The organism is Buttiauxella noackiae (assembly GCF_000737905.1).
GTDB lineage: Bacteria > Pseudomonadota > Gammaproteobacteria > Enterobacterales > Enterobacteriaceae > Buttiauxella > Buttiauxella noackiae.
Genome location: NZ_JPRU01000005.1, coordinates 75,660 through 100,656 on the forward strand (window position 1 = coordinate 75,660; position 24,997 = coordinate 100,656).

Annotated in this window: 27 protein-coding genes; 18 read left to right on the forward strand and 9 right to left on the reverse strand. The window is 50.3% G+C overall.

Going from position 1 to position 24,997, the window contains the following annotated elements; translation table 11 throughout:
- The first annotated feature begins 92 nt into the window (after positions 1-92).
- The 10 genes from hfq (at position 93) to IX31_RS19340 (ending at position 11,589) form a co-directional block, all read left to right on the forward strand.
- Complete coding sequence (hfq, locus tag IX31_RS19295; protein WP_034461169.1) at positions 93-401, forward strand: RNA chaperone Hfq; 309 nt, start codon at positions 93-95, stop codon at positions 399-401.
- 76 nt (positions 402-477) lie between these two features.
- Positions 478-1,758, forward strand: a complete 1,281-nt coding sequence (gene hflX, locus IX31_RS19300; protein WP_034461172.1) for a ribosome rescue GTPase HflX — start codon at positions 478-480, stop codon at positions 1,756-1,758.
- A 74-nt stretch (positions 1,759-1,832) separates the two neighbouring features.
- On the forward strand, positions 1,833-3,095 hold the full coding sequence (gene hflK / locus IX31_RS19305; protein ID WP_034461173.1) for an FtsH protease activity modulator HflK: 1,263 nt from the start codon (positions 1,833-1,835) through the stop codon (positions 3,093-3,095).
- Between the two features lie 2 nt (positions 3,096-3,097).
- Positions 3,098-4,102 carry a protease modulator HflC gene (gene hflC, locus IX31_RS19310; protein ID WP_034461175.1) on the forward strand — a complete coding sequence of 335 codons (1,005 nt, stop codon included), beginning with the start codon at positions 3,098-3,100 and terminating at the stop codon, positions 4,100-4,102.
- Positions 4,103-4,168: 66 nt separating this feature from the next.
- A complete protein-coding gene (locus IX31_RS19315; protein WP_034461177.1) occupies positions 4,169-4,366 on the forward strand; it encodes a DUF2065 domain-containing protein in 198 nt (65 codons plus the stop codon).
- 102 nt (positions 4,367-4,468) lie between these two features.
- Entirely contained in the window at positions 4,469-5,767 is a 1,299-nt protein-coding gene (locus IX31_RS19320) for an adenylosuccinate synthase (protein ID WP_034461178.1), read from the forward strand.
- A 288-nt stretch (positions 5,768-6,055) separates the two neighbouring features.
- Positions 6,056-6,481, forward strand: a complete 426-nt coding sequence (nsrR, locus tag IX31_RS19325; protein WP_034461180.1) for a nitric oxide-sensing transcriptional repressor NsrR — start codon at positions 6,056-6,058, stop codon at positions 6,479-6,481.
- Positions 6,482-6,520: 39 nt separating this feature from the next.
- Positions 6,521-8,989: a ribonuclease R gene (gene rnr, locus IX31_RS19330; protein WP_034461182.1), complete on the forward strand. Its 2,469-nt coding sequence runs from the start codon at positions 6,521-6,523 to the stop codon at positions 8,987-8,989.
- Between the two features lie 131 nt (positions 8,990-9,120).
- Positions 9,121-9,852, forward strand: a complete 732-nt coding sequence (gene rlmB / locus IX31_RS19335) for a 23S rRNA (guanosine(2251)-2'-O)-methyltransferase RlmB (RefSeq protein ID WP_034461183.1) — start codon at positions 9,121-9,123, stop codon at positions 9,850-9,852.
- Positions 9,853-9,954: 102 nt separating this feature from the next.
- Positions 9,955-11,589: an isovaleryl-CoA dehydrogenase gene (locus IX31_RS19340; protein WP_034461184.1), complete on the forward strand. Its 1,635-nt coding sequence runs from the start codon at positions 9,955-9,957 to the stop codon at positions 11,587-11,589.
- A gap of 49 nt (positions 11,590-11,638) precedes the next feature.
- On the opposite strand, the gene IX31_RS19345 is transcribed toward IX31_RS19340, so the two are convergent.
- Together IX31_RS19345 and bsmA are read right to left on the reverse strand one after the other, a co-directional pair.
- Positions 11,639-11,914: a YdgH/BhsA/McbA family protein gene (locus IX31_RS19345; RefSeq protein WP_034461185.1), complete on the reverse strand. Its 276-nt coding sequence runs from the start codon at positions 11,912-11,914 to the stop codon at positions 11,639-11,641.
- A 154-nt stretch (positions 11,915-12,068) separates the two neighbouring features.
- Complete coding sequence (gene bsmA, locus IX31_RS19350; RefSeq protein WP_034461186.1) at positions 12,069-12,398, reverse strand: biofilm peroxide resistance protein BsmA; 330 nt, start codon at positions 12,396-12,398, stop codon at positions 12,069-12,071.
- 194 nt (positions 12,399-12,592) lie between these two features.
- Here bsmA and yjfP point away from each other — a divergent pair, with 194 nt between their 5' ends.
- On the forward strand, positions 12,593-13,318 hold the full coding sequence (yjfP, locus tag IX31_RS19355) for an esterase (RefSeq protein WP_034461187.1): 726 nt from the start codon (positions 12,593-12,595) through the stop codon (positions 13,316-13,318).
- A 112-nt stretch (positions 13,319-13,430) separates the two neighbouring features.
- On the opposite strand, the gene yjfY is transcribed toward yjfP, so the two are convergent.
- Positions 13,431-13,706, reverse strand: coding sequence for a DUF1471 family protein YjfY (gene yjfY / locus IX31_RS19360; RefSeq protein WP_034461188.1), 276 nt, complete (start codon positions 13,704-13,706; stop codon positions 13,431-13,433).
- Between the two features lie 359 nt (positions 13,707-14,065).
- Here yjfY and rpsF point away from each other — a divergent pair, with 359 nt between their 5' ends.
- The 4 genes from rpsF to rplI are packed head-to-tail and all read left to right on the forward strand — an operon-like array spanning position 14,066 to position 15,509.
- Positions 14,066-14,461: a 30S ribosomal protein S6 gene (gene rpsF / locus IX31_RS19365; protein WP_034461189.1), complete on the forward strand. Its 396-nt coding sequence runs from the start codon at positions 14,066-14,068 to the stop codon at positions 14,459-14,461.
- Positions 14,462-14,467: 6 nt separating this feature from the next.
- Positions 14,468-14,785, forward strand: coding sequence for a primosomal replication protein N (gene priB, locus IX31_RS19370; protein WP_034461190.1), 318 nt, complete (start codon positions 14,468-14,470; stop codon positions 14,783-14,785).
- A gap of 4 nt (positions 14,786-14,789) precedes the next feature.
- A complete protein-coding gene (gene rpsR / locus IX31_RS19375) occupies positions 14,790-15,017 on the forward strand; it encodes a 30S ribosomal protein S18 (RefSeq protein WP_002210155.1) in 228 nt (75 codons plus the stop codon).
- Positions 15,018-15,056: 39 nt separating this feature from the next.
- Positions 15,057-15,509: a 50S ribosomal protein L9 gene (rplI, locus tag IX31_RS19380; protein WP_034461193.1), complete on the forward strand. Its 453-nt coding sequence runs from the start codon at positions 15,057-15,059 to the stop codon at positions 15,507-15,509.
- Positions 15,510-15,655: 146 nt separating this feature from the next.
- Here the strand turns inward: rplI and IX31_RS19385 are convergent, their stop codons facing one another.
- Positions 15,656-16,252: an OapA family protein gene (locus IX31_RS19385; protein WP_034461195.1), complete on the reverse strand. Its 597-nt coding sequence runs from the start codon at positions 16,250-16,252 to the stop codon at positions 15,656-15,658.
- A 238-nt stretch (positions 16,253-16,490) separates the two neighbouring features.
- Here IX31_RS19385 and fklB point away from each other — a divergent pair, with 238 nt between their 5' ends.
- Both fklB and cycA read left to right on the forward strand, forming a co-directional pair.
- On the forward strand, positions 16,491-17,111 hold the full coding sequence (gene fklB, locus IX31_RS19390; protein ID WP_034461196.1) for a BamJ family beta-barrel-assembly machinery protein: 621 nt from the start codon (positions 16,491-16,493) through the stop codon (positions 17,109-17,111).
- Between the two features lie 300 nt (positions 17,112-17,411).
- Positions 17,412-18,824 (forward strand): D-serine/D-alanine/glycine transporter, encoded by a 1,413-nt coding sequence (gene cycA, locus IX31_RS19395; RefSeq protein ID WP_034461198.1) that lies wholly within the window; start codon positions 17,412-17,414, stop codon positions 18,822-18,824.
- A 40-nt stretch (positions 18,825-18,864) separates the two neighbouring features.
- On the opposite strand, the gene ytfE is transcribed toward cycA, so the two are convergent.
- From ytfE to IX31_RS19415, 4 genes are all read right to left on the reverse strand, one after another.
- A complete protein-coding gene (ytfE, locus tag IX31_RS19400) occupies positions 18,865-19,527 on the reverse strand; it encodes an iron-sulfur cluster repair protein YtfE (RefSeq protein ID WP_034461199.1) in 663 nt (220 codons plus the stop codon).
- 84 nt (positions 19,528-19,611) lie between these two features.
- Positions 19,612-20,586 carry a DMT family transporter gene (locus IX31_RS19405; protein WP_034461200.1) on the reverse strand — a complete coding sequence of 325 codons (975 nt, stop codon included), beginning with the start codon at positions 20,584-20,586 and terminating at the stop codon, positions 19,612-19,614.
- Between the two features lie 74 nt (positions 20,587-20,660).
- Positions 20,661-21,497: an AraC family transcriptional regulator gene (locus IX31_RS19410; protein ID WP_034461364.1), complete on the reverse strand. Its 837-nt coding sequence runs from the start codon at positions 21,495-21,497 to the stop codon at positions 20,661-20,663.
- 63 nt (positions 21,498-21,560) lie between these two features.
- Positions 21,561-22,409: an SDR family oxidoreductase gene (locus tag IX31_RS19415; protein ID WP_034461201.1), complete on the reverse strand. Its 849-nt coding sequence runs from the start codon at positions 22,407-22,409 to the stop codon at positions 21,561-21,563.
- Between the two features lie 90 nt (positions 22,410-22,499).
- Between IX31_RS19415 and IX31_RS19420 the strand changes: the two genes are divergently transcribed.
- Positions 22,500-22,892 (forward strand): winged helix-turn-helix transcriptional regulator, encoded by a 393-nt coding sequence (locus IX31_RS19420; protein WP_034461203.1) that lies wholly within the window; start codon positions 22,500-22,502, stop codon positions 22,890-22,892.
- A gap of 4 nt (positions 22,893-22,896) precedes the next feature.
- Here IX31_RS19420 and IX31_RS19425 read toward each other — a convergent pair whose 3' ends face one another.
- Entirely contained in the window at positions 22,897-24,828 is a 1,932-nt protein-coding gene (locus IX31_RS19425; RefSeq protein WP_034461204.1) for a bifunctional 2',3'-cyclic-nucleotide 2'-phosphodiesterase/3'-nucleotidase, read from the reverse strand.
- Positions 24,829-24,997 lie beyond the last annotated feature (169 nt).

Below are 24,997 nucleotides of genomic sequence, written 5' to 3' on the forward strand. Positions count from 1 at the left end.
TTGAATCGTTATGGTGCGCAGTATCTTACGCAGTTTTTCAGAGCCTCAGGGTTCTTGAGTTACAAACAACAAGCATATAAGGAAAAGATAGAATGGCTAAGGGGCAATCATTACAAGATCCGTTCTTGAACGCACTGCGTCGCGAACGTGTTCCAGTTTCTATTTATTTGGTGAATGGTATTAAGCTGCAAGGGCAGATTGAGTCTTTTGATCAGTTTGTGATCCTGTTGAAAAACACGGTCAGCCAGATGGTCTATAAGCACGCGATTTCAACTGTTGTTCCGTCACGTCCGGTATCTCATCACAGCAATAACACCGGTACTAGCGGTTCTGGCAGCTACCACCATGGCGGCAGCGCGCAAGGTTCTGCGCCACAACAAGATAACGAAGACGCTGAATAAGGCGTAACGTTGTTTTTCCAAGCCGGGGAACCAGGGATGATGGGTTCCCCGCTGGTCTTTTTGAGAGGTTATACGCTTGTTTGACCGTTATGATGCCGGTGAGCAGGCGGTGCTGGTACACATCTATTTTTCGCAAGACAAAGACATGGAAGATCTAGAGGAGTTTGAATCTCTGGTCTCTTCAGCCGGCGTCGAAGCATTGCAGGTGGTTACTGGTAGCCGTAAAGCTCCTCACCCGAAGTATTTTGTTGGTGAAGGTAAGGCAATTGAAATTGCCGATGCAGTGAAAGCCACTGGGGCATCGGTCGTTTTATTTGATCATGCGTTGTCTCCAGCTCAGGAGCGTAACCTCGAAGCGCTGTGTGAATGTCGTGTCGTCGACAGAACCGGCCTGATTTTAGATATTTTTGCTCAACGTGCGCGTACCCATGAAGGTAAGTTGCAGGTTGAACTGGCTCAGTTACGTCACATGGCAACTCGCCTTGTGCGCGGCTGGACCCACCTTGAGCGTCAGGGAGGGGGGATAGGTTCACGAGGCCCTGGGGAAACTCAGCTTGAAACTGACCGCCGTTTACTACGCAATCGGATTATGCAGATCCTTGGACGCTTAGAACGAGTCGAAAAACAGCGTGAACAAGGGCGAAGATCACGTGCCAAGGCTGATATCCCAACCGTATCTCTGGTGGGCTACACCAACGCCGGCAAATCTACCCTGTTTAATCAGATAACTGCGGCTGGTGTTTATGCTGCAGATAAGTTGTTTGCCACACTTGATCCAACATTACGTCGTATTAACGTCGCGGATGTTGGTGAAACCATACTGGCAGATACAGTTGGTTTTATTCGTCACCTGCCACACGATTTAGTGGCGGCGTTTAAGGCAACCTTGCAGGAAACTCGTCAGGCGACACTGTTATTACATGTCATTGATGCAAGCGACCTCAGGATTGAGGAAAACATTGCCGCGGTAGATGCCGTTCTCGAAGAGATTGAGGCTGATGAAATTCCAACGCTCTTGGTGATGAATAAGATAGATATGTTGGATGATTTCGTTCCACGTATCGACAGAGATGATGAAAATATGCCGATTCGGGTCTGGCTTTCTGCCCAGACCGGAGACGGCGTTCCACTGCTTTTCCAGGCTTTGGCAGAGCGTTTATCTGGTGAAATTGCACAGCATACGTTGTGCTTACCCCCCCAGGCAGGCCGACTGCGGAGCCGGTTTTATCAGCTTCAGGCAATAGAAAAAGAGTGGATGGAGGAAGACGGCAGTGTTGGCTTACAAATTCGTATGCCTATTGTTGACTGGCGTCGCCTCTGTAAACAAGAACCGGCACTCGCTGACTACATCGTTTAGCAAGTCAAGGGAATGTCCTGAAGACTTTTTCCCCTTCGGGGGATATCACCGCACAACAAATATGGAGCATAAACATGGCGTGGAATCAGCCCGGTAATAACGGACAGGACCGCGACCCGTGGGGAAGCAGCAAACCTGGCGGCGACTCTGGGGGTAACAAAGGAGGGCGGGATCAGGGGCCACCTGATCTGGATGATATCTTCCGAAAATTAAGTAAGAAACTGGGTGGTCTGGGCGGCGGTAAAGGCGGCGGTTCCGGTTCTGGTGGTGGTTCTTCGCAACTTCCACGTCCTCATATTGGTGGCCGCATGGTTGGCATCGTTGCCGCCGTGGCTGTCGTGATTTGGGCAGCAACTGGGTTCTATACCATTAAAGAAGCTGAACGTGGTGTTGTGACTCGTTTTGGTCAATTCAGCCATTTGGTTGAGCCGGGTCTGAACTGGAAACCGACATTCATTGATAGTGTCAGAGCGGTAAACGTTGAGGCAGTACGTGAATTGGCGGCTTCTGGTGTGATGCTGACTTCCGACGAGAACGTTGTTCGCGTCGAAATGAACGTTCAGTATCGCGTTACCGATCCGCGTCGATATCTGTTTAGCGTAACCAGCGCAGACGATAGCCTGCGTCAGGCAACCGACAGCGCACTGCGTGGTGTTATTGGTAAATACACCATGGATAAGATCCTCACCGAGGGTCGTACCATTATTCGTAACGATACCCAGCGTGAGCTGGAAGAAACCATTCGTCCATACAACATGGGTATCACTTTGCTGGACGTCAACTTCCAGGCTGCTCGTCCGCCGGAAGAGGTGAAGGCTGCATTTGATGATGCGATTTCTGCGCGTGAGAACGAACAGCAATACATCCGTGAAGCAGAAGCGTATACCAACGAAGTTCAGCCGCGTGCTAACGGTCAGGCGCAGCGTATTCTCGAAGAAGCTCGCGCTTATAAAACACAGACTGTGTTAGAAGCTCAGGGTGAAGTTGCTCGTTTTGCCAGATTGTTGCCGGAATACAAGGCTGCGCCGGAAATTACCCGTGAGCGTCTGTATATCGAAACCATGGAAAAAGTGCTTAGCCATACCCGTAAAGTTCTGGTTAACGACAAAGGTGGCAACCTGATGGTGCTTCCTCTGGATCAGATGCTTAAAGGTGGTTCACAGCCTGCGGCGAAGAGCGATACGAGTGGTGCGAACAACTTGTTGCGTCTGCCACCTGCATCCAGCTCAAGCAGCGGCAGCGCCAGCACACCGTCCTCGTCAAGCCGGGGCGATATCATGGATCAGCGCCGTGCCGACGCACAGCGCACTGATAACCAGCGCGTAGGGAGTGAATAACGATGCGTAAGTCAGTCATTGCTTTAATTATCATCGTGCTGGTAGTGCTGTTTACCTCGGTCTTCGTGGTACAGGAAGGTGAGCGCGGAATTACGTTACGTTTCGGTAAAGTGTTGCGTGATGATGAAAACAAGCCGGTGGTCTACGAGCCAGGTCTGCATTTCAAAGTACCGTTTATCGAGTCGGTTAAAACCCTTGATGCACGTATTCAGACTATGGATAACCAGGCCGATCGCTTTGTAACCAAAGAGAAGAAAGATCTGATCGTCGATTCCTATATCAAATGGCGTATCAGTGATTTCAGCCGCTACTACCTGGCAACCGGTGGTGGTGACGTTTCTCAAGCTGAAGTGCTGTTAAAGCGTAAGTTCAGTGACCGTCTGCGTTCTGAAATTGGTCGTCTTGATGTGAAAGACATTGTGACCGATTCTCGTGGCCGTCTGACTCTGGACGTTCGTGATGCGCTTAACTCTGGTTCTGCAGGTACAGACGATGAAGTGTCTACACCTGCTGCTGACGATGCGATTGCATCAGCAGCTGCGCGTGTAACGGCGGAAACCAAAGGTAAAGTGCCAGTGGTTAACCCGAACAGTATGGCAGCGCTGGGTATTGAAGTGGTCGATGTGCGTATCAAGCAAATCAACCTGCCAGCTGAAGTTTCTGAGGCTATCTACAACCGTATGCGCGCAGAGCGTGAAGCGGTTGCTCGTCGCCACCGTTCACAAGGTCAGGAAGAGGCTGAGAAGCTGCGTGCTACCGCCGACTACGAAGTGACTCGTACTCTGGCAGAAGCCGAGCGTATGGGCCGAATCAGCCGTGGTGAAGGCGATGCAGAAGCTGCCAAACTGTTTGCTGATGCATTCAGCCAGGATCCAGATTTCTATGCCTTCATTCGTAGCCTGCGTGCTTACGAGGCGAGCTTCAATTCTGGTCAGGACGTTATGGTGTTAAGCCCGGATAGCGATTTCTTCCGCTATATGAAAACACCAGCGAACAGTTCACGTTAATATTCGCAAGCGTTTTATCAAGAGCCGGTCTGACCGGCTCTTTTTTTATGGGTGTTAGAGGAAATTATGAATTCGACAATCTGGATGGCATTAGCACTGGTATTAGTGCTCGAAGGACTCGGACCGATGCTTTATCCGCGTATGTGGCGTCGTATGATTGCCGCTTTAATCCAATTACCCGACAACACGCTACGTCGTTTTGGCGGTGGACTAGTGGTTGCAGGTGTTGTTGTCTACTACATGTTGAGTCGAAGCGGCGGCTAAGCCACATTGAGGTAGATGATTACCATTTTGTATACTAAAAGGGCTGATCATCGAGGAAACCGATGGTAGAATCCTTTTTTAAGCAAACGGTGATTTTGAAAAATGGGTAACAACGTCGTCGTACTGGGCACCCAATGGGGTGACGAAGGTAAAGGAAAGATCGTAGATCTTCTGACTGAACGGGCTAAATATGTTGTGCGCTACCAGGGCGGTCACAACGCAGGCCATACTCTCGTAATCAACGGTGAAAAAACCGTTCTTCATCTTATTCCATCAGGTATTCTGCGTGATAACGTTACCAGCATCATCGGTAATGGCGTTGTGCTGTCTCCTGCTGCACTGATGAAAGAGATGAAAGAGCTGGAAGACCGTGGGATTCCGGTACGTGAGCGCCTGCTGTTATCTGAAGCATGTCCGCTGATCCTTGATTATCACGTAGCGCTGGATGTGGCTCGTGAGAAGGCGCGTGGTGCTAAAGCTATCGGTACTACCGGTCGTGGTATCGGCCCTGCGTATGAAGACAAAGTGGCCCGTCGCGGCCTGCGCGTTGGCGACCTGTTCGACAAAGCCACCTTTGCCACTAAGCTGAAAGAAGTTCTGGAATACCATAACTTCCAACTGGTTAACTTCTATAAAGTTGAAGCGGTTGACTACCAGAAAGTTCTGGACGATGTCATGGCGGTTGCTGACATTCTGACCAGCATGGTAGTTGATGTGTCCGATCTGCTGGATCAGGCACGTAAGCGCGGCGACTTCATCATGTTCGAAGGTGCTCAAGGCACACTGCTGGACATCGATCACGGTACCTATCCGTACGTGACCTCTTCCAACACCACCGCGGGTGGCGTGGCAACAGGTTCCGGCATTGGTCCACGTTATGTTGATTACGTTCTCGGTATTATCAAAGCGTACTCTACTCGTGTTGGCGCAGGTCCGTTCCCAACTGAATTGTTTGATGATATCGGCGAGTTCCTGTGCAAACAAGGTAACGAGTTTGGTGCGACCACTGGTCGTCGTCGTCGTACAGGTTGGTTGGATATCGTTGCTGTGCGTCGTGCAGTGCAGATCAACTCCCTGTCAGGTTTCTGCCTGACCAAGCTGGACGTACTGGACGGCCTGAAAGAGGTTAAACTGTGCGTAGGCTACCGTCTGCCAGATGGCCGTGAAGTGACTACCACTCCAATGGCTGCTGACGATTGGGAAGGTATCGAGCCAATCTACGAAACCATGCCAGGCTGGTCCGAAACGACCTTCGGCGTGAAAGAACGTAGTGGTTTGCCGCAAGCAGCGCTGGATTACATCAAGCGTATTGAAGAACTGACTGAAGTACCAGTAGACATTATCTCTACCGGTCCAGACCGTTCTGAAACCATGATTCTGCGCGATCCGTTCGACGCATAATGATGTGATGGGGTGTGCTTAGCGCACCCCAACTGTTTTATCCTGCCGTTTTATCTACCTTCCCCGTTAAATAAATTAGCTGGCAACCATATGGCTGGTTTATCATCAATATATCTACCCGTCATACTTCAAGCTGTGGAGGTGTTGGCTGCACTCACAAACCCCAGTCACTTACTGAAGTAAGCTCATGGGGATTTGCTCCCTTGCCGCCTATCCATAACTTGAATTATTTAGGGTATTGAGTATTCGCTTATGAAAAGCGTTTCCCCTCCCACCTAAGAGGTTGATGTGCAGTTAACGAGTTTTACTGATTACGGTTTACGTGCTTTGATTTATATGGCGTCTTTGCCAGAAGGCAAAATGACGAGCATTTCTGAGGTAACAGAAGTGTACGGAGTATCACGTAACCACATGGTGAAAATCATCAATCAACTCAGTCGCGCGGGCTATGTGACAGCAGTGCGCGGCAAAAACGGTGGTATTCGCCTCGGCAAACCTGCGCAAACAATTCGTGTGGGTGATGTGGTGCGCGAGCTGGAACCGCTATCTTTGGTGAACTGTAGCAGTGAGTTTTGTCATATTACCCCCGCATGTCGCCTCAAACAGGCACTGGCTCAGGCGGTGCAAAGCTTTCTAACAGAGCTGGATAAGCACACGCTGGCCGATTTGGTGGACCAAAACCAACCGCTCTACAAATTATTGCTGGTGGAATAAATCACGATTTCCTCAGCAAATGACAACGGAGGAACCGCAATGTCAAAAGATCCTTTTCAGGAACGAGAAGCCGAAAAATACGAAAACCCGATCCCAAGCCGGGAGTTTATTCTCGCCCATCTCTCCAAACGTGAAAAACCAGCCAATCGTGACGAACTGGCTGAAGAACTGAATATTACTGGTGAAGAACAACTTGAAGCGCTGCGTCGCCGTCTGCGAGCCATGGAACGCGATGGACAGTTGGTCTTTACCCGTCGCCAGTGCTACGCCCTTCCAGAACGTCTTGATTTGCTAAAAGGCAAAGTCATTGGCCACCGCGATGGCTTTGGTTTCCTGCGTGTAGAAGGTCGTAAAGACGATCTCTACCTTTCATCTGAACAGATGAAAATGTGTATGCATGGCGATATCGTGCTGGCGCAGCCGCTGGGTGCCGACCGTAAAGGCCGTCGCGAAGCGCGTATTGTGCGTGTGCTGGAGCCAAGAACCGGGCAAATTGTGGGTCGCTATTTTACCGATGCTGGTATCAGTTTCGTAGTGCCAGACGACAGCCGTCTAAGCTTCGATATCCTTATCCCGCCGGAAGGTGTGATGGGCGCGCGTATGGGCTTTGTGGTGGTCGTTGAACTGACCCAGCGCCCAACTCGCCGCACCAAGGCTGTGGGTAAAATTGTCGAGCTGCTTGGCGACAACATGGGCACCGGCATGGCCGTCGATATGGCGCTGCGCACCCATGAAATCCCATACATCTGGCCACCAGAAGTTGAAGCTCAGGTTGCTTCCCTGAAGGAACAAGTGCCGGAAGAGGCCAAAGTCGGCCGCGTAGATTTGCGTGACCTGCCACTCATGACCATCGATGGCGAAGATGCGCGTGACTTTGATGACGCCGTATTCTGTGAGAAAAAACGTGGTGGGGGCTGGCGCTTGTGGGTTGCGATTGCTGACGTAAGTTATTACGTTCGCCCGCCAACCGCACTGGATAAAGAAGCGCGTAACCGCGGCACGTCAGTTTACTTCCCGTCGCAGGTTATCCCGATGCTGCCGGAAGTTCTGTCCAACGGCCTGTGCTCGCTCAATCCACAGGTTGACCGTCTGTGTATGGTCTGCGAAATGACTATCTCGGCAACGGGTCGCCTGACAGGTTCTAAATTCTACGAAGCGGTAATGAGCTCCCATGCACGTCTGACCTACACCAAAGTGTGGCACATGTTGCAGGGCGATCAGGAACTGCGTGAGCAGTATGCACCGCTGGTTAAGCACATCGAAGAGCTGCACAATCTGTATAAAGTGCTGGATGTTTCCCGCGCCGAGCGTGGTGGCATCTCGTTCGAAAGTGAAGAGGCGAAGTTTATCTTCAACGCGGAACGCCGCATTGAGCGTGTTGAGCAAACTGTGCGTAACGATGCGCACAAGCTAATCGAAGAGTGCATGATCCTCGCGAATATTGCAGCCGCTCGTTTTGTTGAAAAGCATAACGAGCCGTCGTTGTTCCGCGATCATGACCGCCCAAGTAACGACGCGATCACCGCGTTCCGTTCTGTGCTGGCAGAGTTGGGTCTGGAATTGCCGGGCGGGCAGAAGCCTGAACCGCGTGATTACGCAGAACTGCTGAACTCGATTGCCGATCGTCCGGATCATGAAATGCTGCAAACTATGTTGCTGCGTTCTATGAAACAGGCGGTTTACGACCCAGAAAACCGTGGTCACTTCGGTCTTGCGCTGCAATCTTATGCGCACTTTACTTCGCCTATTCGCCGTTACCCTGACTTGCTGTTACACCGTGCAATTAAGTATCTGCTGGCGAAAGAGCAGGGCCATAAGGGCAACAGCACCGAGTCTGGCGGCTGGCACTACGACATGGAAGAGATGCTGCAACTTGGTCAGCACTGTTCTATGGCTGAACGCCGTGCCGATGAAGCAACACGCGACGTTGCCGACTGGCTGAAATGCGACTTTATGCAGGATCAGGTCGGTAATACCTTTACAGGCATTATTGCAAGCGTCACCGGTTTTGGCTTCTTTGTACGCCTGACCGATCTGTTTATCGACGGTCTGGTGCACGTTTCAACGCTTGATAACGACTACTACCGCTTTGACCAGGTTGGGCAACGCCTGATTGGTGAATCTGGTGGTCAGACTTATCGCCTGGGCGACCGTGTAGAAGTGCGCGTTGAAGCCGTCCACATGGATGAGCGCAAGATTGATTTTGCTCTGCTCTCAAGTACTCGCGCACCTCGCGGTGCGGGTAAAACTGAGAAAGACAAAGCGAAAAAAGGCGCTAATGGTAACGGACCAAAACGTCGCCAGAGCGGTAAACGCACCAACTTCGAGCCAGATAGCACTTTCCGTAAAGAGAAAGGGCCAGCTAAACCGAAGAAAGCCAAAGCCGACAAAAAAATCGAGAAAAACGCTGAACCGAAGGCGAAGAAACCCAAAACGCCATCGGACAAAACTCGTAAAATAGCGGCAGCCACGAAAGCTAAACGGGCAGCGAAAAAGCAACCGAGCTAGCCTTGAAGGGGGGATGGTACTTTGTCATCCCCCCTGAAACTGCTTTTCGTAAGTCGGATTAGCGTAAGCGACATCTGACATTTACGAGCAAATTAACACTGGTGCATCAGCACCTGAAATGAGTAACAGTAATGAGTGAAATGATTTACGGCATTCACGCCGTCCAGGCGCTACTTGATAACGCCCCTCAGCGTTTTCGGGAAGTCTTTATTCTTAAAGGCCGTGAAGACAAACGTCTGATGCCTTTAATTCATGCGCTGGAAGCCCAGGGTGTGCCGGTTCAAATGGCAAACCGCCAATGGCTGGATGAAAAATCTGAAGGCGCCGTGCACCAGGGCATTATTGCTCGCGTGAAGCCGGGTCGTCAGTATCAGGAAAATGATCTTCCGGACTTGCTTGCAAGCCTGGAACAGCCATTCTTGCTGATTCTGGATGGCGTTACCGACCCTCACAACCTCGGTGCCTGCCTGCGTAGCGCAGATGCTGCCGGTGTGCATGCGGTTATCGTACCGAAAGACAGGTCTGCACAACTGAATGCGACTGCCAAGAAAGTGGCCTGTGGTGCCGCTGAGCATGTTCCGCTTATCAGTGTGACCAACCTGGCTCGAACTATGCGTTTATTGCAGGAATCGAACGTTTGGATCGTCGGTACTGCAGGTGAAGCAGACCACACTTTGTTCCAGAGCAAAATGACTGGCCCGATGGCGCTGGTGATGGGCGCTGAAGGTGAAGGTATGCGTCGACTGACACGTGAGCATTGCGATGAGCTAATTAGCATCCCAATGGCTGGAACCGTTTCTTCCCTCAACGTCTCCGTTGCTACCGGTATTTGTCTGTTCGAAGCTGTGCGTCAACGCAGTTAAATCCTTGTGGGGTGCTTTCGCACCCCGCTTTGTGATCCCTCTCCATGCATAAGCGCTGTCACCGTCCATACTAATGGCATTGCCATTACAGGAGGGAACACGATGCGCTGGCAAACTCATACCGTTTTCAACCAACCAATACCCCTCAACAACAGTAACCTTTTTCTTTCTGATATCTCGTTAACCGAGGCTGTAGCTCGTGAAGGGGCTGGCTGGGATGCGGAACTTCTGGCAAGTATCGGCCAACAACTGGGTTCGGCTGAATCGCTGGAGCTCGGCCGCCTGGCGAATGCCAATCCACCTGAATTACTTCGCTATGATTCCAGTGGTGAGCGACTCGATGATGTGCGTTTTTACCCTGCCTGGCATTTACTGATGCAGGGGTTGTGTGCCAATCGGGTTCATAATTTGCCGTGGCAGGAAGATGCGAGGCAGGGCTCATTTGTGGCAAGAGCCGCGCGCTTTGTTCAGCACGCGCAGGTGGAAGCGGGCACGTTATGCCCCATCACTATGACATTTGGTGCCATTCCTCTCTTGCTTAAGTATCTACCCAAAGAGTTTCAGCCGTGGCTGAAGCCGCTACTCAGCGATCGTTATGATGCGCACCTCTCACCTGGCGCTCAAAAACGTGGCCTGTTGATTGGCATGGGGATGACCGAGAAACAAGGCGGTTCGGATGTGCTCAGCAACACCACACGGGCTGAGGCCATCGACAAACGTGGCCCGGGTGAAATGTATCGTATAGTCGGCCACAAATGGTTTTTCTCCGTTCCACAAAGCGACGCACATTTGATTCTGGCGCAGGCGAAAGGCGGTCTTTCTTGTTTCTTCTTGCCGCGGTTCTTACCCGATGGGCAGCGTAACCAGGTTCGTTTTGAACGATTGAAAGACAAGCTCGGGAATCGTTCAAATGCGAGCAGTGAGGTTGAGTTTTGCGATGCTACGGCGTGGCTTATCGGTGAAGAGGGGGAAGGCGTTCGTTCGATTTTGAAAATGGGTGGCTATACCCGTTTTGATTGCGCGCTTGGCAGTCATGGCCTGATGCGCCGTGCGCTCTCTGTCGCGTTATATCACGCACACCAACGTCAGGCATTCGGCAAAACACTGATCGACCTCCCGATTATGCGCCAGGTTCTTGGGCGTATGGCTTTGCAACTTGAAGGGCAAACGGCGTTTCTTTTTCGTCTGGCCCGCGCCTGGGAATCACCCGGTAATTCGCATGAGTTGGCTTATAGCCGTCTGTTTACGCCTGCAGCCAAGTTCAGCATCTGCAAAGCAGGAATCCCATTTGTTGCGGAGGCGATGGAAGTGCTTGGGGGAACTGGTTATTGTGAAGAGAGCGAGTTGCCACGTATTTACCGTGAAATGCCGGTGAATAGTATCTGGGAAGGATCGGGCAATATCATGAGCCTTGATGTGTTACGTGTTCTGGCCAAACACCCCGGTGTGATGGAGATGTTGCATGCGGAGTTTGACGAAGTTAAAGGGCAAAACCGGCATTTCGATCGTAGCTGGCGGCAGTTGCAACAGCGACTTCATAAGCCACAAGAGGAATGGGGCAGGGAAGTTGCTCGAATGCTGGCTCTTCTGGCGACAGGTACCCAGGTTTTACAGCATCTCTCTCCACCTTCAGGTGAAGCCTGGTGCCGTATGATGCTGGACTCGCGGGGGGAAAGTGTTTTACCGAATCAGGTACTTATTGATGTCCTGCTCAGAGCGACAGGGCGCGCAGGATAGAACAAAAAGCCAGCGCCATAAGGGGGGGTATTAATGGCCGCTGGCTAATTTATGCATAAATAATGGCTTGTACACGCCAGCCTTCAGCAAGCTGGTTTTCCTGCATTTTAACGATGCGATAGTATGATGCTCCATGTTCGTCAGCCTTCAGAGCGATGACTTTTTCCACATCTTGCACGCTACCGGCAATACCATTTACTGAAATCATGCCGATTTCATTCAAGCCTGTCACACAATCTGCGGCAACATCTTCTGCCGATTGTGCCGACGTGGTGATTAGCCCTACAGACAGCAGCAATGAGGTTAAGGCAAGCGATCGTTTCATAATTTACTCCTTTAATACTTACCCTAAATCAGCAGGGCATTCCTTCGCGTGGATGAACTCCAGACCTGTCCGTTGGCTGAGGTTCATTGTGCATAACAAACGATCAGTTGACGCAAAGCTATGTAAATATGCATAAATTAAACACAGCGCTAAATTACTTGCGGTACAAAATGGCCTGGGCATACCACTGACCTGGCACTACCGTCTCATCGTTTAACAAAATGACGTAGTAATCCGCTTTGGCTGCAACAGCTTTCTCTTCTAACGCTCTTTCTGCGTCCATTGGAGAGCCGTGCTCAAGTGCTGTCACTGTCCCTATTTTGGTCAAACCCTGCGTTTGATAACGCTGGATTTCCTGAGGGACTCCGGTTGCAGGCGGCGCTGGTTCTGGTGTTCCTTGTAGCACGCTACAGGCACTGAGCGTGGTCGCAAGCAACACAGCTAATAGCAATCGCATGATCGTTTCTCGTCTCTTAATAGCCATATTGTAGCCCCGGTTTTTATCTGAGAAGAGGGAATGTTCCCATTTTGTTAGCTTCCCCGCGCTTTTTAATCACTTTCGAATGAAAATCGCTAAGCAGATCTCATAGTGAAGAATAATCACAACCCATCAATGACTTGCCATCCATAGGACGCTGACATACAAAGGATATATCACACCGACACAGGGCTAATATCATGATTGAATTATATACTGAACAGCTTGCGGGCATTGAAGTTCTCCACGCTGTACCTGCCGGAAAAAAAGAAAGCAAACTCCCGGTGGTATTTTTCTATCATGGTTTTACATCATCAAAATTAGTTTACAGTTACTTTGCGGTCGCTCTTGCTCAGGCTGGAATGCGCGTGATTATGCCCGATGCCGATCAACACGGTGCGCGATTTAATGGTGATGACACCGCGCGGTTGTATCAATTCTGGTCGATTCTTAAACACAATATTGATGAGTTTTCGCCGCTTTATCAGGCTTTATTTGAACGCTATCCCGTAGATGAGCGACGAGTTGCTGTGGGCGGTGCTTCAATGGGAGGCATGACGGCTCTTGGTATTATGGCGCGCTATCCGCAAGTATGCTGTGTGGCGTCTTTGATGGGGTCAGGATATTTTATGTCGCTTGGACATTCGTTATTCCCACCAAGGACTGAGGAAATTGAATCGCTAAATGCGCTTGCTGGTTATGACATTAACCATCAGTTGGAAAACATCGGCAATCGGCCACTTTTGCTATGGCATGGCGAGGAAGATGATGTGGTTCCGGCAGCAGAAACTTGGCGTTTGCAACAAGCCCTTATCGAGAAGGGACTGGATAAACAGATGATCTGCTTGCGCGAAGCGGGCGTAAAACACCGTATTACCCCAACGGCGCTTGAGGCGACCAGCCGATTTTTTAGCGAACACCTGTAATTAGATGTATAAAAAAGCCCCCGCAAGCGGGGGCAAGTCAAACGTTGGCTTTCTATGTCGTTGTGGTATTCCTGGTGTTAACGCCTTTACTTCATTACCTCATTGCATTCTGCTACCGGTAGATGTCAGCACTTACACGCATATTGCCGTTACTACCGGGCTCTCTCATCAAAATTGTGTGGTAATACTTTGCATTGTGCTGATCTGCATCCTCATGGATAGCAACTTCAGCTTCCTGTTCTGTCGCGAAGTTGTGGTTGATATAAATAACCCCAAGGCTCATCACATCATCCATATTTTGTGCCTGGCGACCATCAATCTTGATCGCTGCAGCTGCATTTGAACTAAGCAAAAGCGCCGCCAGAAAGGCAAAAACTGTAATTTTCATAATCCGCTCCACTACAACTTAATGTGTCAGCTGCGGTCGTCGCTCCTGTTAATAAATAGTGGCGGCCTATGACAATAAGTGTAAACCCTTAAAGTTGGATAAAAAGCGACCATTTCTGATGGTGTTGGTCAAAAATTTTAAGTGATCCAGGCCAAAGTCATAGATTTCACTGAGTTAGCGCTTGTTAGAAAATTAGCCTTCATGCAAAAGAATTAATTTCTATATAACCTTGAGTTTGCTGGGCTCCGCTTGTATGATTACGCGTCAATTTTTCAGCCGCCTTTATAAACACGTTCCTTGCTTCCATGGGCCGCGGCTGACCCTGACAGGAGGCTGAATAATCCGTAAGGAGCAATTCGATGCGTCATTACGAAATCGTTTTTATGGTCCATCCTGACCAGAGCGAACAGGTTCCGGGTATGATCGAACGTTACACTACTGCAATCACTGCAGCAGAAGGTACGATCCACCGTCTGGAAGACTGGGGCCGCCGTCAACTGGCTTACCCGATCAACAAACTGCACAAAGCGCACTACGTTCTGATGAACGTTGAAGCTCCGCAGGAAGTGATCGATGAGCTGGAAACTAACTTCCGCTTCAACGACGCCGTTATCCGTAGCATGGTTATGCGTACTAAACACGCTGTAACCGAAGCTTCACCAATGGTTAAAGCTAAAGACGAACGTCGTGATCGTCGCGATGACTTCGCTAGCGAAACTGCTGATGATGCAGATGCTGGGGATTCTGAAGAGTAATTTCCAATGACGGCCAACCGCCTGGTGTTGTCTGGCACAGTGTGCAAGACGCCTCTTCGCAAGGTCAGCCCGTCAGGAATTCCTCATTGCCAGTTCGTGCTTGAGCACCGTTCTGTGCAAAAGGAAGCCGGTTTAGATCGGCAGGCATGGTGCCGTATGCCAGTTATTATTAGCGGGCACGCACACTCAGCCATTACTCAAAGTATAACGGTCGGCACGGTACTCACAGTTCAAGGTTTCATTAGTTGCCATCAGGCAAAAAATGGTCTGAATAAAGTGGTATTGCATGCCGAGCAGATTGATTTGATAGATTCTGGAGACTAGCCTAATGGCACGTTATTTCCGTCGTCGCAAGTTCTGCCGTTTCACAGCGGAAGGCGTTGTAGAGATTGATTATAAAGATATCGCTACACTGAAAAACTACATCACTGAAAGTGGTAAAATTGTCCCGAGCCGTATTACCGGTACTCGTGCAAAATACCAGCGTCAGTTGGCTCGCTGCATCAAGCGCGCTCGTTACCTTTCTTTGTTGCCATATACTGATCGTCATCAGTAATCGGCCACTGTCCATTAATGACTTTGAGAGGATAAGGTAATGCAAGTTATTCTGCTTGATAAAGTAGCAAACCTGGGTAGCCTGGGTGATCAGGTTAACGTTAAAGCGGGTTATGCTCGTAACTTCCTGGTACCACAGGGTAAAGCTGTTCCTGCTACCAAGAAAAACGTTGAATTCTTCGAAGCACGCCGTGCAGAACTGGAAGCTAAATTAGCTGACGTTCTGGCTGCTGCTGAAGCTCGCGCTGCGAAGATCAACGCACTCGAAACTGTTACTATCGCGTCTAAAGCTGGCGACGAAGGTAAACTGTTCGGTTCCATTGGTACCCGCGACATCGCTGACGCTGTAACTGCAGCTGGCGTTGAAGTGGCTAAGAGCGAAGTTCGTTTACCGAACGGCGTTCTGCGTACCACTGGTGAGCACGAAGTGGACTTCCAGGTTCACAGCGATGTATTCGCTAAACTGACTGTAAACGTTGTTGCTGAAGCGTAATTTACGCTGATGTAGTTACGTTAAGACGCCGGCCTAGTGCCGGCGTTTTGCATTTACTCGTCATACTTCAAGCAGCAGAGGAGTTGGTTGCATTCTTTCACTGCCTACCTGCAACTAGAATTATTTAGAGTAAAGAGAATTAAGTGCTAACGAGCACGCACAAAACTACCATCAGGCTGTCTTGTAAATAGCACCTGCTGATCGTTACCAATATCAATTGTCAGTCCCGTCACCACACCATTCGCATTCTGGCGAATCTGCACCATTTGCCCGGTTTGCAAAGTACTCAGCGGTTTGTTGCTGCCTTCTACCTGCGCCATCGAATAAACATCAGCGGGCGGTAAATTATGATCGCGGAACAACTGCGCCATGGTTTGCCCTGACTCGACGCGGTACGAACGCCATTGCTGGTCAATATCGTTATTCTCATGCGGCACAGGAGCTTGCGTTTCTGCCTGTGGTTGTTCTTCCACACGTGACGGTTCGACGGGGGCAGAGTTTTCTGGCGGGTTGACTAAGTGGGCACGAATTGGGGATTGCGACTCAATGGAAAGCTGCGCATCGCGCGTAACTGGCTCAATAGGGTCATCAGGTGTCGGCCACAGGAAACCGAGGACAATCACGATTGCCGCAATAATAATGCCACGGCGGTGCATCACCGGAAGTGGATCCATCAACCGGAAATTATCGGGTGCATGCCAAATCCGCGCAAGCCAGGGTTTAACAGCGAATCGCATCGGCAATACTCCTCATTTCCACACAACGTGCTCTGTACATTTACCCACTCCATTATAGAACGCTAACTGTTTGATGCGCTGAATAATCCTGTGTTACGTGATTCTCAACCGCAATTTCACGCTCACTTAAAGCATTGTTCCTGTTTCGCCTGCATTTGTCACCTTTGCCGCTTTTGCATTTTACCCGTCAGGTTGACGCTGCTATGCTGCGGGCTTGCTTTTAAATACCATTAAAGGAAATCCCATGACGACCCCTTCTTTTGACAGCGTCGAAGCGCAAGCAAGTTACGGTATTGGTTTACAAGTAGGTCAACAACTGAGTGAATCTGGTCTGCAAGGCCTGCTGCCAGAAGCACTGGTAGCTGGTCTGCGTGATGCGCTGGAAGGGAATGCCCCGGCAGTTCCGGTTGATGTGGTTCATCGCGCACTGCGTGAAGTTCACGAGCGTGCCGACGCCGTTCGCCAGGAACGCCAGAAAGAACTGGCTGTTGAAGGCGTGAAATTCCTCGAAGAAAACCTTAAGAAAGACGGCGTGAGCAGCACCGAATCTGGCCTGCAATTCCGCGTTCTGACTCAAGGCACTGGCCCAATCCCAGCGCGTAAAGATCACGTTCGTGTACATTACACCGGTAAACTGGTTGATGGCACCGTGTTCGACAGCTCCGTACAGCGTGGCGAACCAGCTGAATTCCCGGTAAGCGGCGTTATCGCAGGCTGGATTGAAGCTCTGACGCTGATGCCAGTTGGCTCAAAGTGGGAACTGACTATTCCTCATAACCTGGCTTACGGTGAGCGTGGCGCTGGTGCGTCAATTCCTCCGTACAGCACTCTGGTTTTTGAAGTTGAACTGCTGGAAATTCTGTAAGCGTTCAAGGCCCCGCTCCGGCGGGGTTTTTATTTGGTAGTTAACAAAATTAGCGTGATTTTATCTGGTAAATACTACCTTCCTGAGTGTTTCTGTGAGGCTGCTCACTTTATGGTCGTGATTTTGCACTCAAAACAAACATTAAATTAACAAATAATTTCTTTCTTAGTATTCAACCTGCCAATTCTTCCCTACTATCTTTGAGTTCCCCGGAACAACAACATCACATCCTCACTATTTTAATTTTTATAAAGGCCGGTAGAGCCTGAACACAACAGACAGGTACAGGAAAAATACAACATGGTAGATCAGATAAAGGTTTCTGACGTTGCTGAAGAGCCGTCAGAACAATCTCTGCGGCGTAATTTAACCAACCGCCATATTCAGCTTATTGCCATCGGTGGCGCCATCGGAACTGGCCTGTTTATGGGCTCCGGTAAGACGATTAGCCTCGCGGGTCCATCCATCATCTTCGTATATATGATTATCGGCTTTATGCTGTTTTTCGTGATGCGTGCGATGGGCGAACTGCTGCTTTCTAATCTCGAATACAAATCTTTTAGCGACTTTGCGGCAGACTTACTGGGTCCATGGGCGGGGTATTTTACCGGCTGGACTTATTGGTTCTGCTGGGTAGTAACCGGCATGGCAGATGTTGTCGCGATAACTGCCTACGCGCAGTTCTGGTTCCCCGGTTTATCCGACTGGGTGGCGTCGCTTGCCGTGATCATCTTGCTGCTGAGTCTTAATCTCGCCACCGTGAAAATGTTCGGTGAAATGGAATTCTGGTTTGCGATGATTAAAATTGTCGCCATCGTTGCGCTGATCGTTATCGGCCTGGTGATGATTTTGACCAACTTCCATTCCCCGTCTGGTGTAGAGGCTTCCATCAACAACTTGTGGAATGACGGTGGGTGGTTCCCGAAAGGCATCAGCGGTTTCTTCGCAGGCTTCCAGATAGCGGTATTTGCGTTTGTGGGTATTGAGCTGGTGGGAACGACGGCTGCAGAAACTAAAGACCCGGAAAAATCTCTGCCACGCGCCATCAACTCGATTCCGATCCGCATCATCATGTTCTATGTGTTCGCATTGATCGTCATTATGTCCGTAACGCCATGGCGTTCCGTGGTGGCAGATAAAAGCCCGTTCGTTGAATTGTTCGTGCTGGTGGGCCTGCCCGCGGCTGCGAGTATCATCAACTTTGTGGTGCTGACTTCTGCGGCTTCTTCTGCCAATAGCGGAGTGTTCTCAACCAGCCGTATGCTATTTGGACTGGCACAAGATGGTATGGCGCCAAAAGCATTCGCCAAACTCTCTAAGCGAGCTGTTCCGGCGAAGGGTTTGACCTTCTCCTGTATCTGCCTGCTGGGTGGCGTGGTGATGCTCTACGTGAACCCTAACGTGATCGCAGCATTCACCATGATAACTACCGTGTCGGCGATTCTGTTTATGTTCGTCTGGACGATTATTTTGTGCTCGTACCTGGTGTATCGCAAACAGCGCCCACATTTGCATGAGAAATCTATCTACAAAATGCCGCTTGGTAAGCTGATGTGCTGGGTGTGTATGGCGTTCTTCGTGTTTGTGATTGTGCTGCTAACGCTGGAACAAGATACCCGCCAGGCGCTGATCGTGACGCCGTTGTGGTTTGTATTGTTGGGTGTGTGCTGGATGTTTATCGGCAAGAAACGCATCGCGGAAATGCGTAAGTAATTTTAAGCGCCTCCTCCATGGAGGAGGCGCTTAATTACGGTTATTCGCCAGCCAAAGCGCGTGGGAACAACACATTATTCTCAAGACTGATGTGTTCCATCAGATCGTCAATCAGCTCATTAATCCCGTTATACATCGCTTTCCAGGTGGTACAAGCTTCCGGCGGTGGCGTAACGTTATTGGTGGTGTGTTTGATCACATCGACCAGTTCGCCCGCATCGTCATGCTCACTTTCCATCACACTGATAGGACCATTTGCCTGAGAACCCATACCCTGCTTAATCATTGGGAACAGGATTTGCTCTTCTTTCATCATGTGGCTGCCCAGCTCTTGATGCAGCATAGTCAGATATTTCGCTAAACCTTTTGGCACATTTGGTTTATCCGCATGTACGCGCTCAACTTTCGTTGCCTGAAGGATCAGTTCTGGCAGCTGTTCGCGGTGGCGGTCGTGATAACGCACGATGATGTGGTCGATAATTTCGGCCAGCGGCACGGTACGCCACTCTTTCTCGATTGGCTCTTCAGCAAGCTTTGCGAGCTCAGCTTCAATCGCGTCCAAATCCAACTCTTTACGCGTTGCGGCACGTACAAGCGTCTGCTTCCCGCCGCAGCAGTAATCGAGATCCAATTTACGGAACAGCGCAGATGCGCGTGGAATAGTTAAAGCCAGTTCACCTAAAGGTTGGTCGCGAAAAGCCATGAGCAAATACCTCGTTGTCGATAATATAAGATGCATATTAAATGCATCTTTAAGTTGGCGCTATGACTATTTCGAGGTAAGGCGCTATTTGTCCGTCACAACAACCACCTCAGCTAGCGTACTTTTCTGCGGTTTGGTCAGAACGGCCATCACCACGCCGATGACAAGACAAACAATGCCCAGTAATGTCAGCAATGGCGGCCAGCTATGGCGCAGCATAAAGGTGTAAGCCAGTCCTGCCAGCGTTTCAAAGACAATCAGCGGGCCGACAATAACAGTCGGTAAACGCTGGCTGGCAATGTTCCAGCACAAAGCACCGAGCCATGAACAGAACAGAGCAATGGCGAGCATCAACGCTAAAAACACTTCCGGGCGCGGGCCAAAGGGCAGGGTAAAGTCACTGTTGGTGCGTGACATCCACAGGCAAACGGCAATATAACCCAGCAGTGAAAATGGCAGGATCGCAAGCCCTTGTGCCGTGGCCCACATCAGCGGATTCTTATCGGGGTTTTCACGTAGCCATCTGGCATTACGCAGCGCATACCAAGCCCAACAGGCAACCGAGATAAACGCCAGCCCGATGCCGCTGATATATCGCCACCAGCTGAAATCGAGCTGCCCGGTGCGTAATTCAGCGGTATTCACCATCACCAGGCCCAGGGCAATAATCACTAGCGCAGGGGCCAGCCTGCGCCACGGGAGTTTACCGTCGCGTTTGCTGTAAAGCAGGTTGGCGAAGACCGGAATCACAACAGGAAGAGTGCCGATAATCATGGTCGAAATCGGTGCCCCTGTGCGCTGAATCGCGCTGGCCAGGCAGACGTAATAAATGAGATTGCCGACGGTGGAAAGCTTGAGTGCGGTAAACCAGTCCGCACGGCACAACTGGCGCAGACGCTGGCGCCCAAACCATGCCAGCGGGAGCGCAATCAGTCCCAAAGCAAGATAGCGTCCGGTCGACTGCATTGCAGCAGGGTAATCAGGGACAATTAGCGGGCCGACAAAAATCAGCCCCCACATCAGCCCCGCGAGCAGGGCGTACAACACACCAGTTAACATCTTCATCTTCCGTTTATTGCTTTGGATTGAGTGTAGGCATGGCGTGAGGGGAAATATTGTACCAGCTTGCGGTTTTACTCTTTAAACGCCAGAGCGACTTGTTTCTGGTAGCGCACGGGCGTGATGCCATAGCGTTGGGAAAAAGCACGCGTCAGATGTGCCTGATCGGTTAAGCCGCTGGCTGCGGCAACTTGAGCAGCCAGCATACCATTCGTCAGTAATCGCTTAGCGTGCCAAAGACGAATTGCCATGAGCATCTGGTGGGGAGTGACGTGGAAGTGCGCCTTGAACGTGCGTTGAAAGTGATAAGGGCTAAGCGAAACTACGGCCGCGAGCTCATCAAGCGTCACCGGTTGCATATAGTTATCGTGCAGATAGTCCCGAATTTGTTCGAAGCGGTGTGCCGACTCTTTCGGCCCGGATGGTACGTGGCGAGCGTATGGTTGGAAAGTTTCGATGAGATTCAGTAACAGGCCCTGCTGTGCCAGAGCATCATTCTCGCTCCACAAGCCATTAATCAATTGTGAAATATGACCTGCCCGCAGCGGATCGTGTTTGACCACATCACTAAATGACCAGTTACGTGAGCCGGTAACTGACTCGAGGATCTCCGGTTCAAGATAAATCATGCGGTACTGCCAACCATCTTCGGTTGCTGCTTCGCCGGTATGGAGCTCGTCGGGGTTCATCAACACTATCGAATCTGTAGCTGCGACATGCTGAACACCACGATAACGGAAACGCTCAGCGCCCCAGGTTACCGTGCCAATGCCAAAAGCTTCATGGGTATGCGGTTCAAAGGCGTAACGCGAAATATGAGCGTGATAAAGCTCAACACCGGGCAATTGCGGCAGATGCCGAAATTGGGCTTTGTCTTTTTCATCGTTGAATTGGTCAGGTACGCCTTGCACGTTAATCTCCATCTGGACACCCCATCAGTATAGGGGCGTCCATGTTTAACGGAAAGTTAACATTTACAGCACGGCACGCAGGCTTTCTGCAAGCGTAGTGGTTGGACGACCAATCAGCGCGCTCAACTGACGGCTGTCATCAAACAAGCCACCTTTGGATGCGCCAACATCAGAATTTGCCAACAGCTCCGCCAGGCCTTCAGGTAAACCCGCACCCAACAATGCTGCTTTAAAATCAGCTTCTGGCAGATTTTGATAAACCACGGTTTTACCGCTCTGTTTAGTCAGTTCAGCAGCCAGTTCGGACAGCGTCCAGCCGTGGTCGCCCGCTAATTCGTAAACTTTGCCCGCCTGGTTTTCCAGCGTCATCACTTTTGCGGCGGCTGCCGCATAATCAGCGCGCGTTGCAGAAGCGATTTTTCCCTCGCCTGCGCTACCAATAAACACGCCGTGTTGCAGTGCTGGTGGCACGCTGGCGAGATAGTTTTCGGTATACCAGCCGTTGCGTAGCAGCACAAATGGAATGCCTGATTCTTTCAGCATTTTTTCAGTAGCGATGTGTTCATCAGCCAGACCCAGCGGGGAAGAATCAACATGCAACAGGCTGGTGTAAGCAATCAGCTCCACACCCGCTTCTTTAGCAGCTTCAATTACGTTGCGATGTTGAACCGCACGTTGTCCGACTTCACTTGAAGAGATAAGCAGCAGTTTTTCAACGCCCGCCAGCGCCTGCACTAGCGCCGCTTTATCTTCATAACTGGCAGCACGCACCTGAACACCACGCTCAGCAAATGATTGAATTTTTGCCGGGTTACGCACGATGGCAACCAATTGGTTAGCTGCAACGGTATTCAGTAAATCTTCAACAACGAGTTGGCCTAGTTGGCCGGAAGCTCCGGTAATCGCGATCATGGTAAATCTCCTGTGGATTTCTGGTTAAGTTGTGTCAAAATATCACTATCACTAACTTTTAGTAAGTACGCACAAAAAGGTAAGTATGAAATGAGTGTAGTTGAAACCCGTCCACTGTCGTTAACTGAGCAAATGCGTGATGGTAATTTATTCGCCGAGCAGTGCCCGTCGCGCGATGTGTTAAAACACGTCACCAGCCGCTGGGGCGTGTTAATTCTGGTGGCCTTGCAGAGTGGGACTCATCGTTTCAGCGACCTGCGCCGTAAGATGGGTGGGGTGAGTGAAAAAATGCTCGCCCAAACGCTGCAATGGCTGGAAGCAGATGGCTTTGTGAATCGAATATCCTACCCGGTTGTGCCGCCGCATGTGGAATACAGCCTGACGCCGCTGGGCGAAGAAGTGGCCGTGAAAGTTGCTGCGTTAGCCGACTGGATAGAAGAGAATTTGCCAAGGGTTATGGCGTCCCGAAAACGGGACGCCTGAGAAATTACTTGCTCAAATCAAGCTGATAAATCGCAAAACCGATTTCGTCGCTGCCGACTTTTTTCATCGGATATTGGCCTTTCTCTTTGATAAATGCCGCCGCTTTTTCACCAGGTGAGGTTTCAAAGCGAATATCTAATTTCTGATTACTGTGGATTGGCGCGAGACGCCAGTTGTTATCAGCAGCCGGGTGGATCTCTTTGCTTGCCGTAATCCAGTTCGCCAGAACCGAGCGGTTTTCATCTGGAGACGCGAAAGCAATATGGTTATCGCCTGTACCCGCAAACTTGCCGCCGTAAGCGCGATAGTTATTGGTCGCTACCAGGAAAGTCGCGTTAGGGTCGATTGGCTTGCCTTTAAACGTCAGTCCTTTGATGCGCTCGGCATTCGGGTTCACTATCTGGCATTCGCCGTCGTAACGTGCAGGTTGTGACACATCAATCTGGTAATCCACGCCGTCGATAACATCAAAGTTATAGGTGCGGAAACCGTCCCAGTTAATCAGCGACTGCGGTTTAGTGCTGTTCACATCAATCTGATTAAACTGCCCGGCGGAACATTCCAGCCACTCTTTAACCTCTTTGCCAGTGGCTTTCACCACCACCAGCGTATTAGGGTAAAGATACAAATCTGCGGCGTTACGGAACGTTAACTGGCCTTTTTCCACTTCCACAAAACTGGCCGGGTCATTCTTACGTCCGCCAACTTTAAATGGCGCAGCAGCGGAAAGTACCGGCAAGTTCGCCAGATCAGGGTCGCCCTGAATGTATTTCTCAACGTAGGCGAGCTGGGCGTTATTCACCACCTGCACCGTCGGATCGTCCTGAACCAGTGCGAGGTAGCTATACATGTTGTCTGATGATTTGCCGATTGGCTTACTGACGAACTCGCGCGTGGCATCGTGATCGTGCTTCATCACTTCCACCAGTTTGGCATCTTCTGGCACCAGTGCTTTCTTCGCCACGCTGTCATAAATTGGGCGCGCTTCCGCTTTGCTGCTGGTCACTTTCCATGCGCCGCTATCGTTGTTCAACACTAAATCAACCACGCCCAGGTGGTCGCCCCACATACCAGGCATCACCGCTGGAATACCGTTCAGCGTGCCTTTCTCAAGATCGACACCTTTGATATTGGCAAAGTCTTTGCCCGGGAACACGGCGTGGGCGTGGCCAAAGAGAATCGCATCCACGCCGGGTACTTCGCTGAGGTAATAAACTGAGTTTTCAGCCATCGCATGATACGGGTCGCTGGACAGGCCAGAGTGGGCGATAACGACCACTAAATCTGCCCCGTTTTTACGCATCTCAGGCACGTAATGACGGGCAGTTTCGGTAATATCTTTCACCGTAACTTTGCCTTCGAGATTGGTTTTATCCCACGTCATAATTTGCGGAGGAACAAAACCGATATAGCCGATGCGCAGCGTCTGCTCTTTGCCATCTTTATCTTTAACGGCAGTTTCTTTAATCACATAAGGGGTGAATAGCGGTTTATTGGTTTTAGCATCAATGATATTGGCATTCACATAAGGGAATTTCGCGCCTGATAACGCCATATGTAGGTAATCGAGGCCATAATTAAATTCGTGATTGCCCAGGTTTCCCACCGCATAATCCAGCGTATTGAGCGCTTTATAAACCGGGTGAATATCGCCTTTTTTCAGGCCTTTTGCCGCCATGTAATCGCCGAGCGGGCTGCCCTGAATCAGGTCACCGTTATCGACCAGTACACTGTTTAACGTTTCACCACGCGCGGCGTTGATCAAACTTGCCGTACGCACCAGTCCAAATTTTTCCGTAGAGGTATCTTTGTAGTAATCGAAATCCATCATATTGCTGTGGAGATCGCTGGTTTCCAGGATACGGAGGTCAACGGTTGCCGCATGAGCGCTGGTAGCAACCAGCATGGCAAGCATCGTTGCGCTAAACTTGATCATGATAAAAGGTCCTTTTTAGAGGTAGGCTGCAAAAGGCTATGTATATAAACGTTGTTGCTTACATTTTTGTGAAGTGTGCCAGAAATGAGAAGCGTTAAACCGGAATCGCTTCACAGATAGCGCATAAAGACGCAATGAGATATAAGTAAAACAATAGGTTATTTGCATG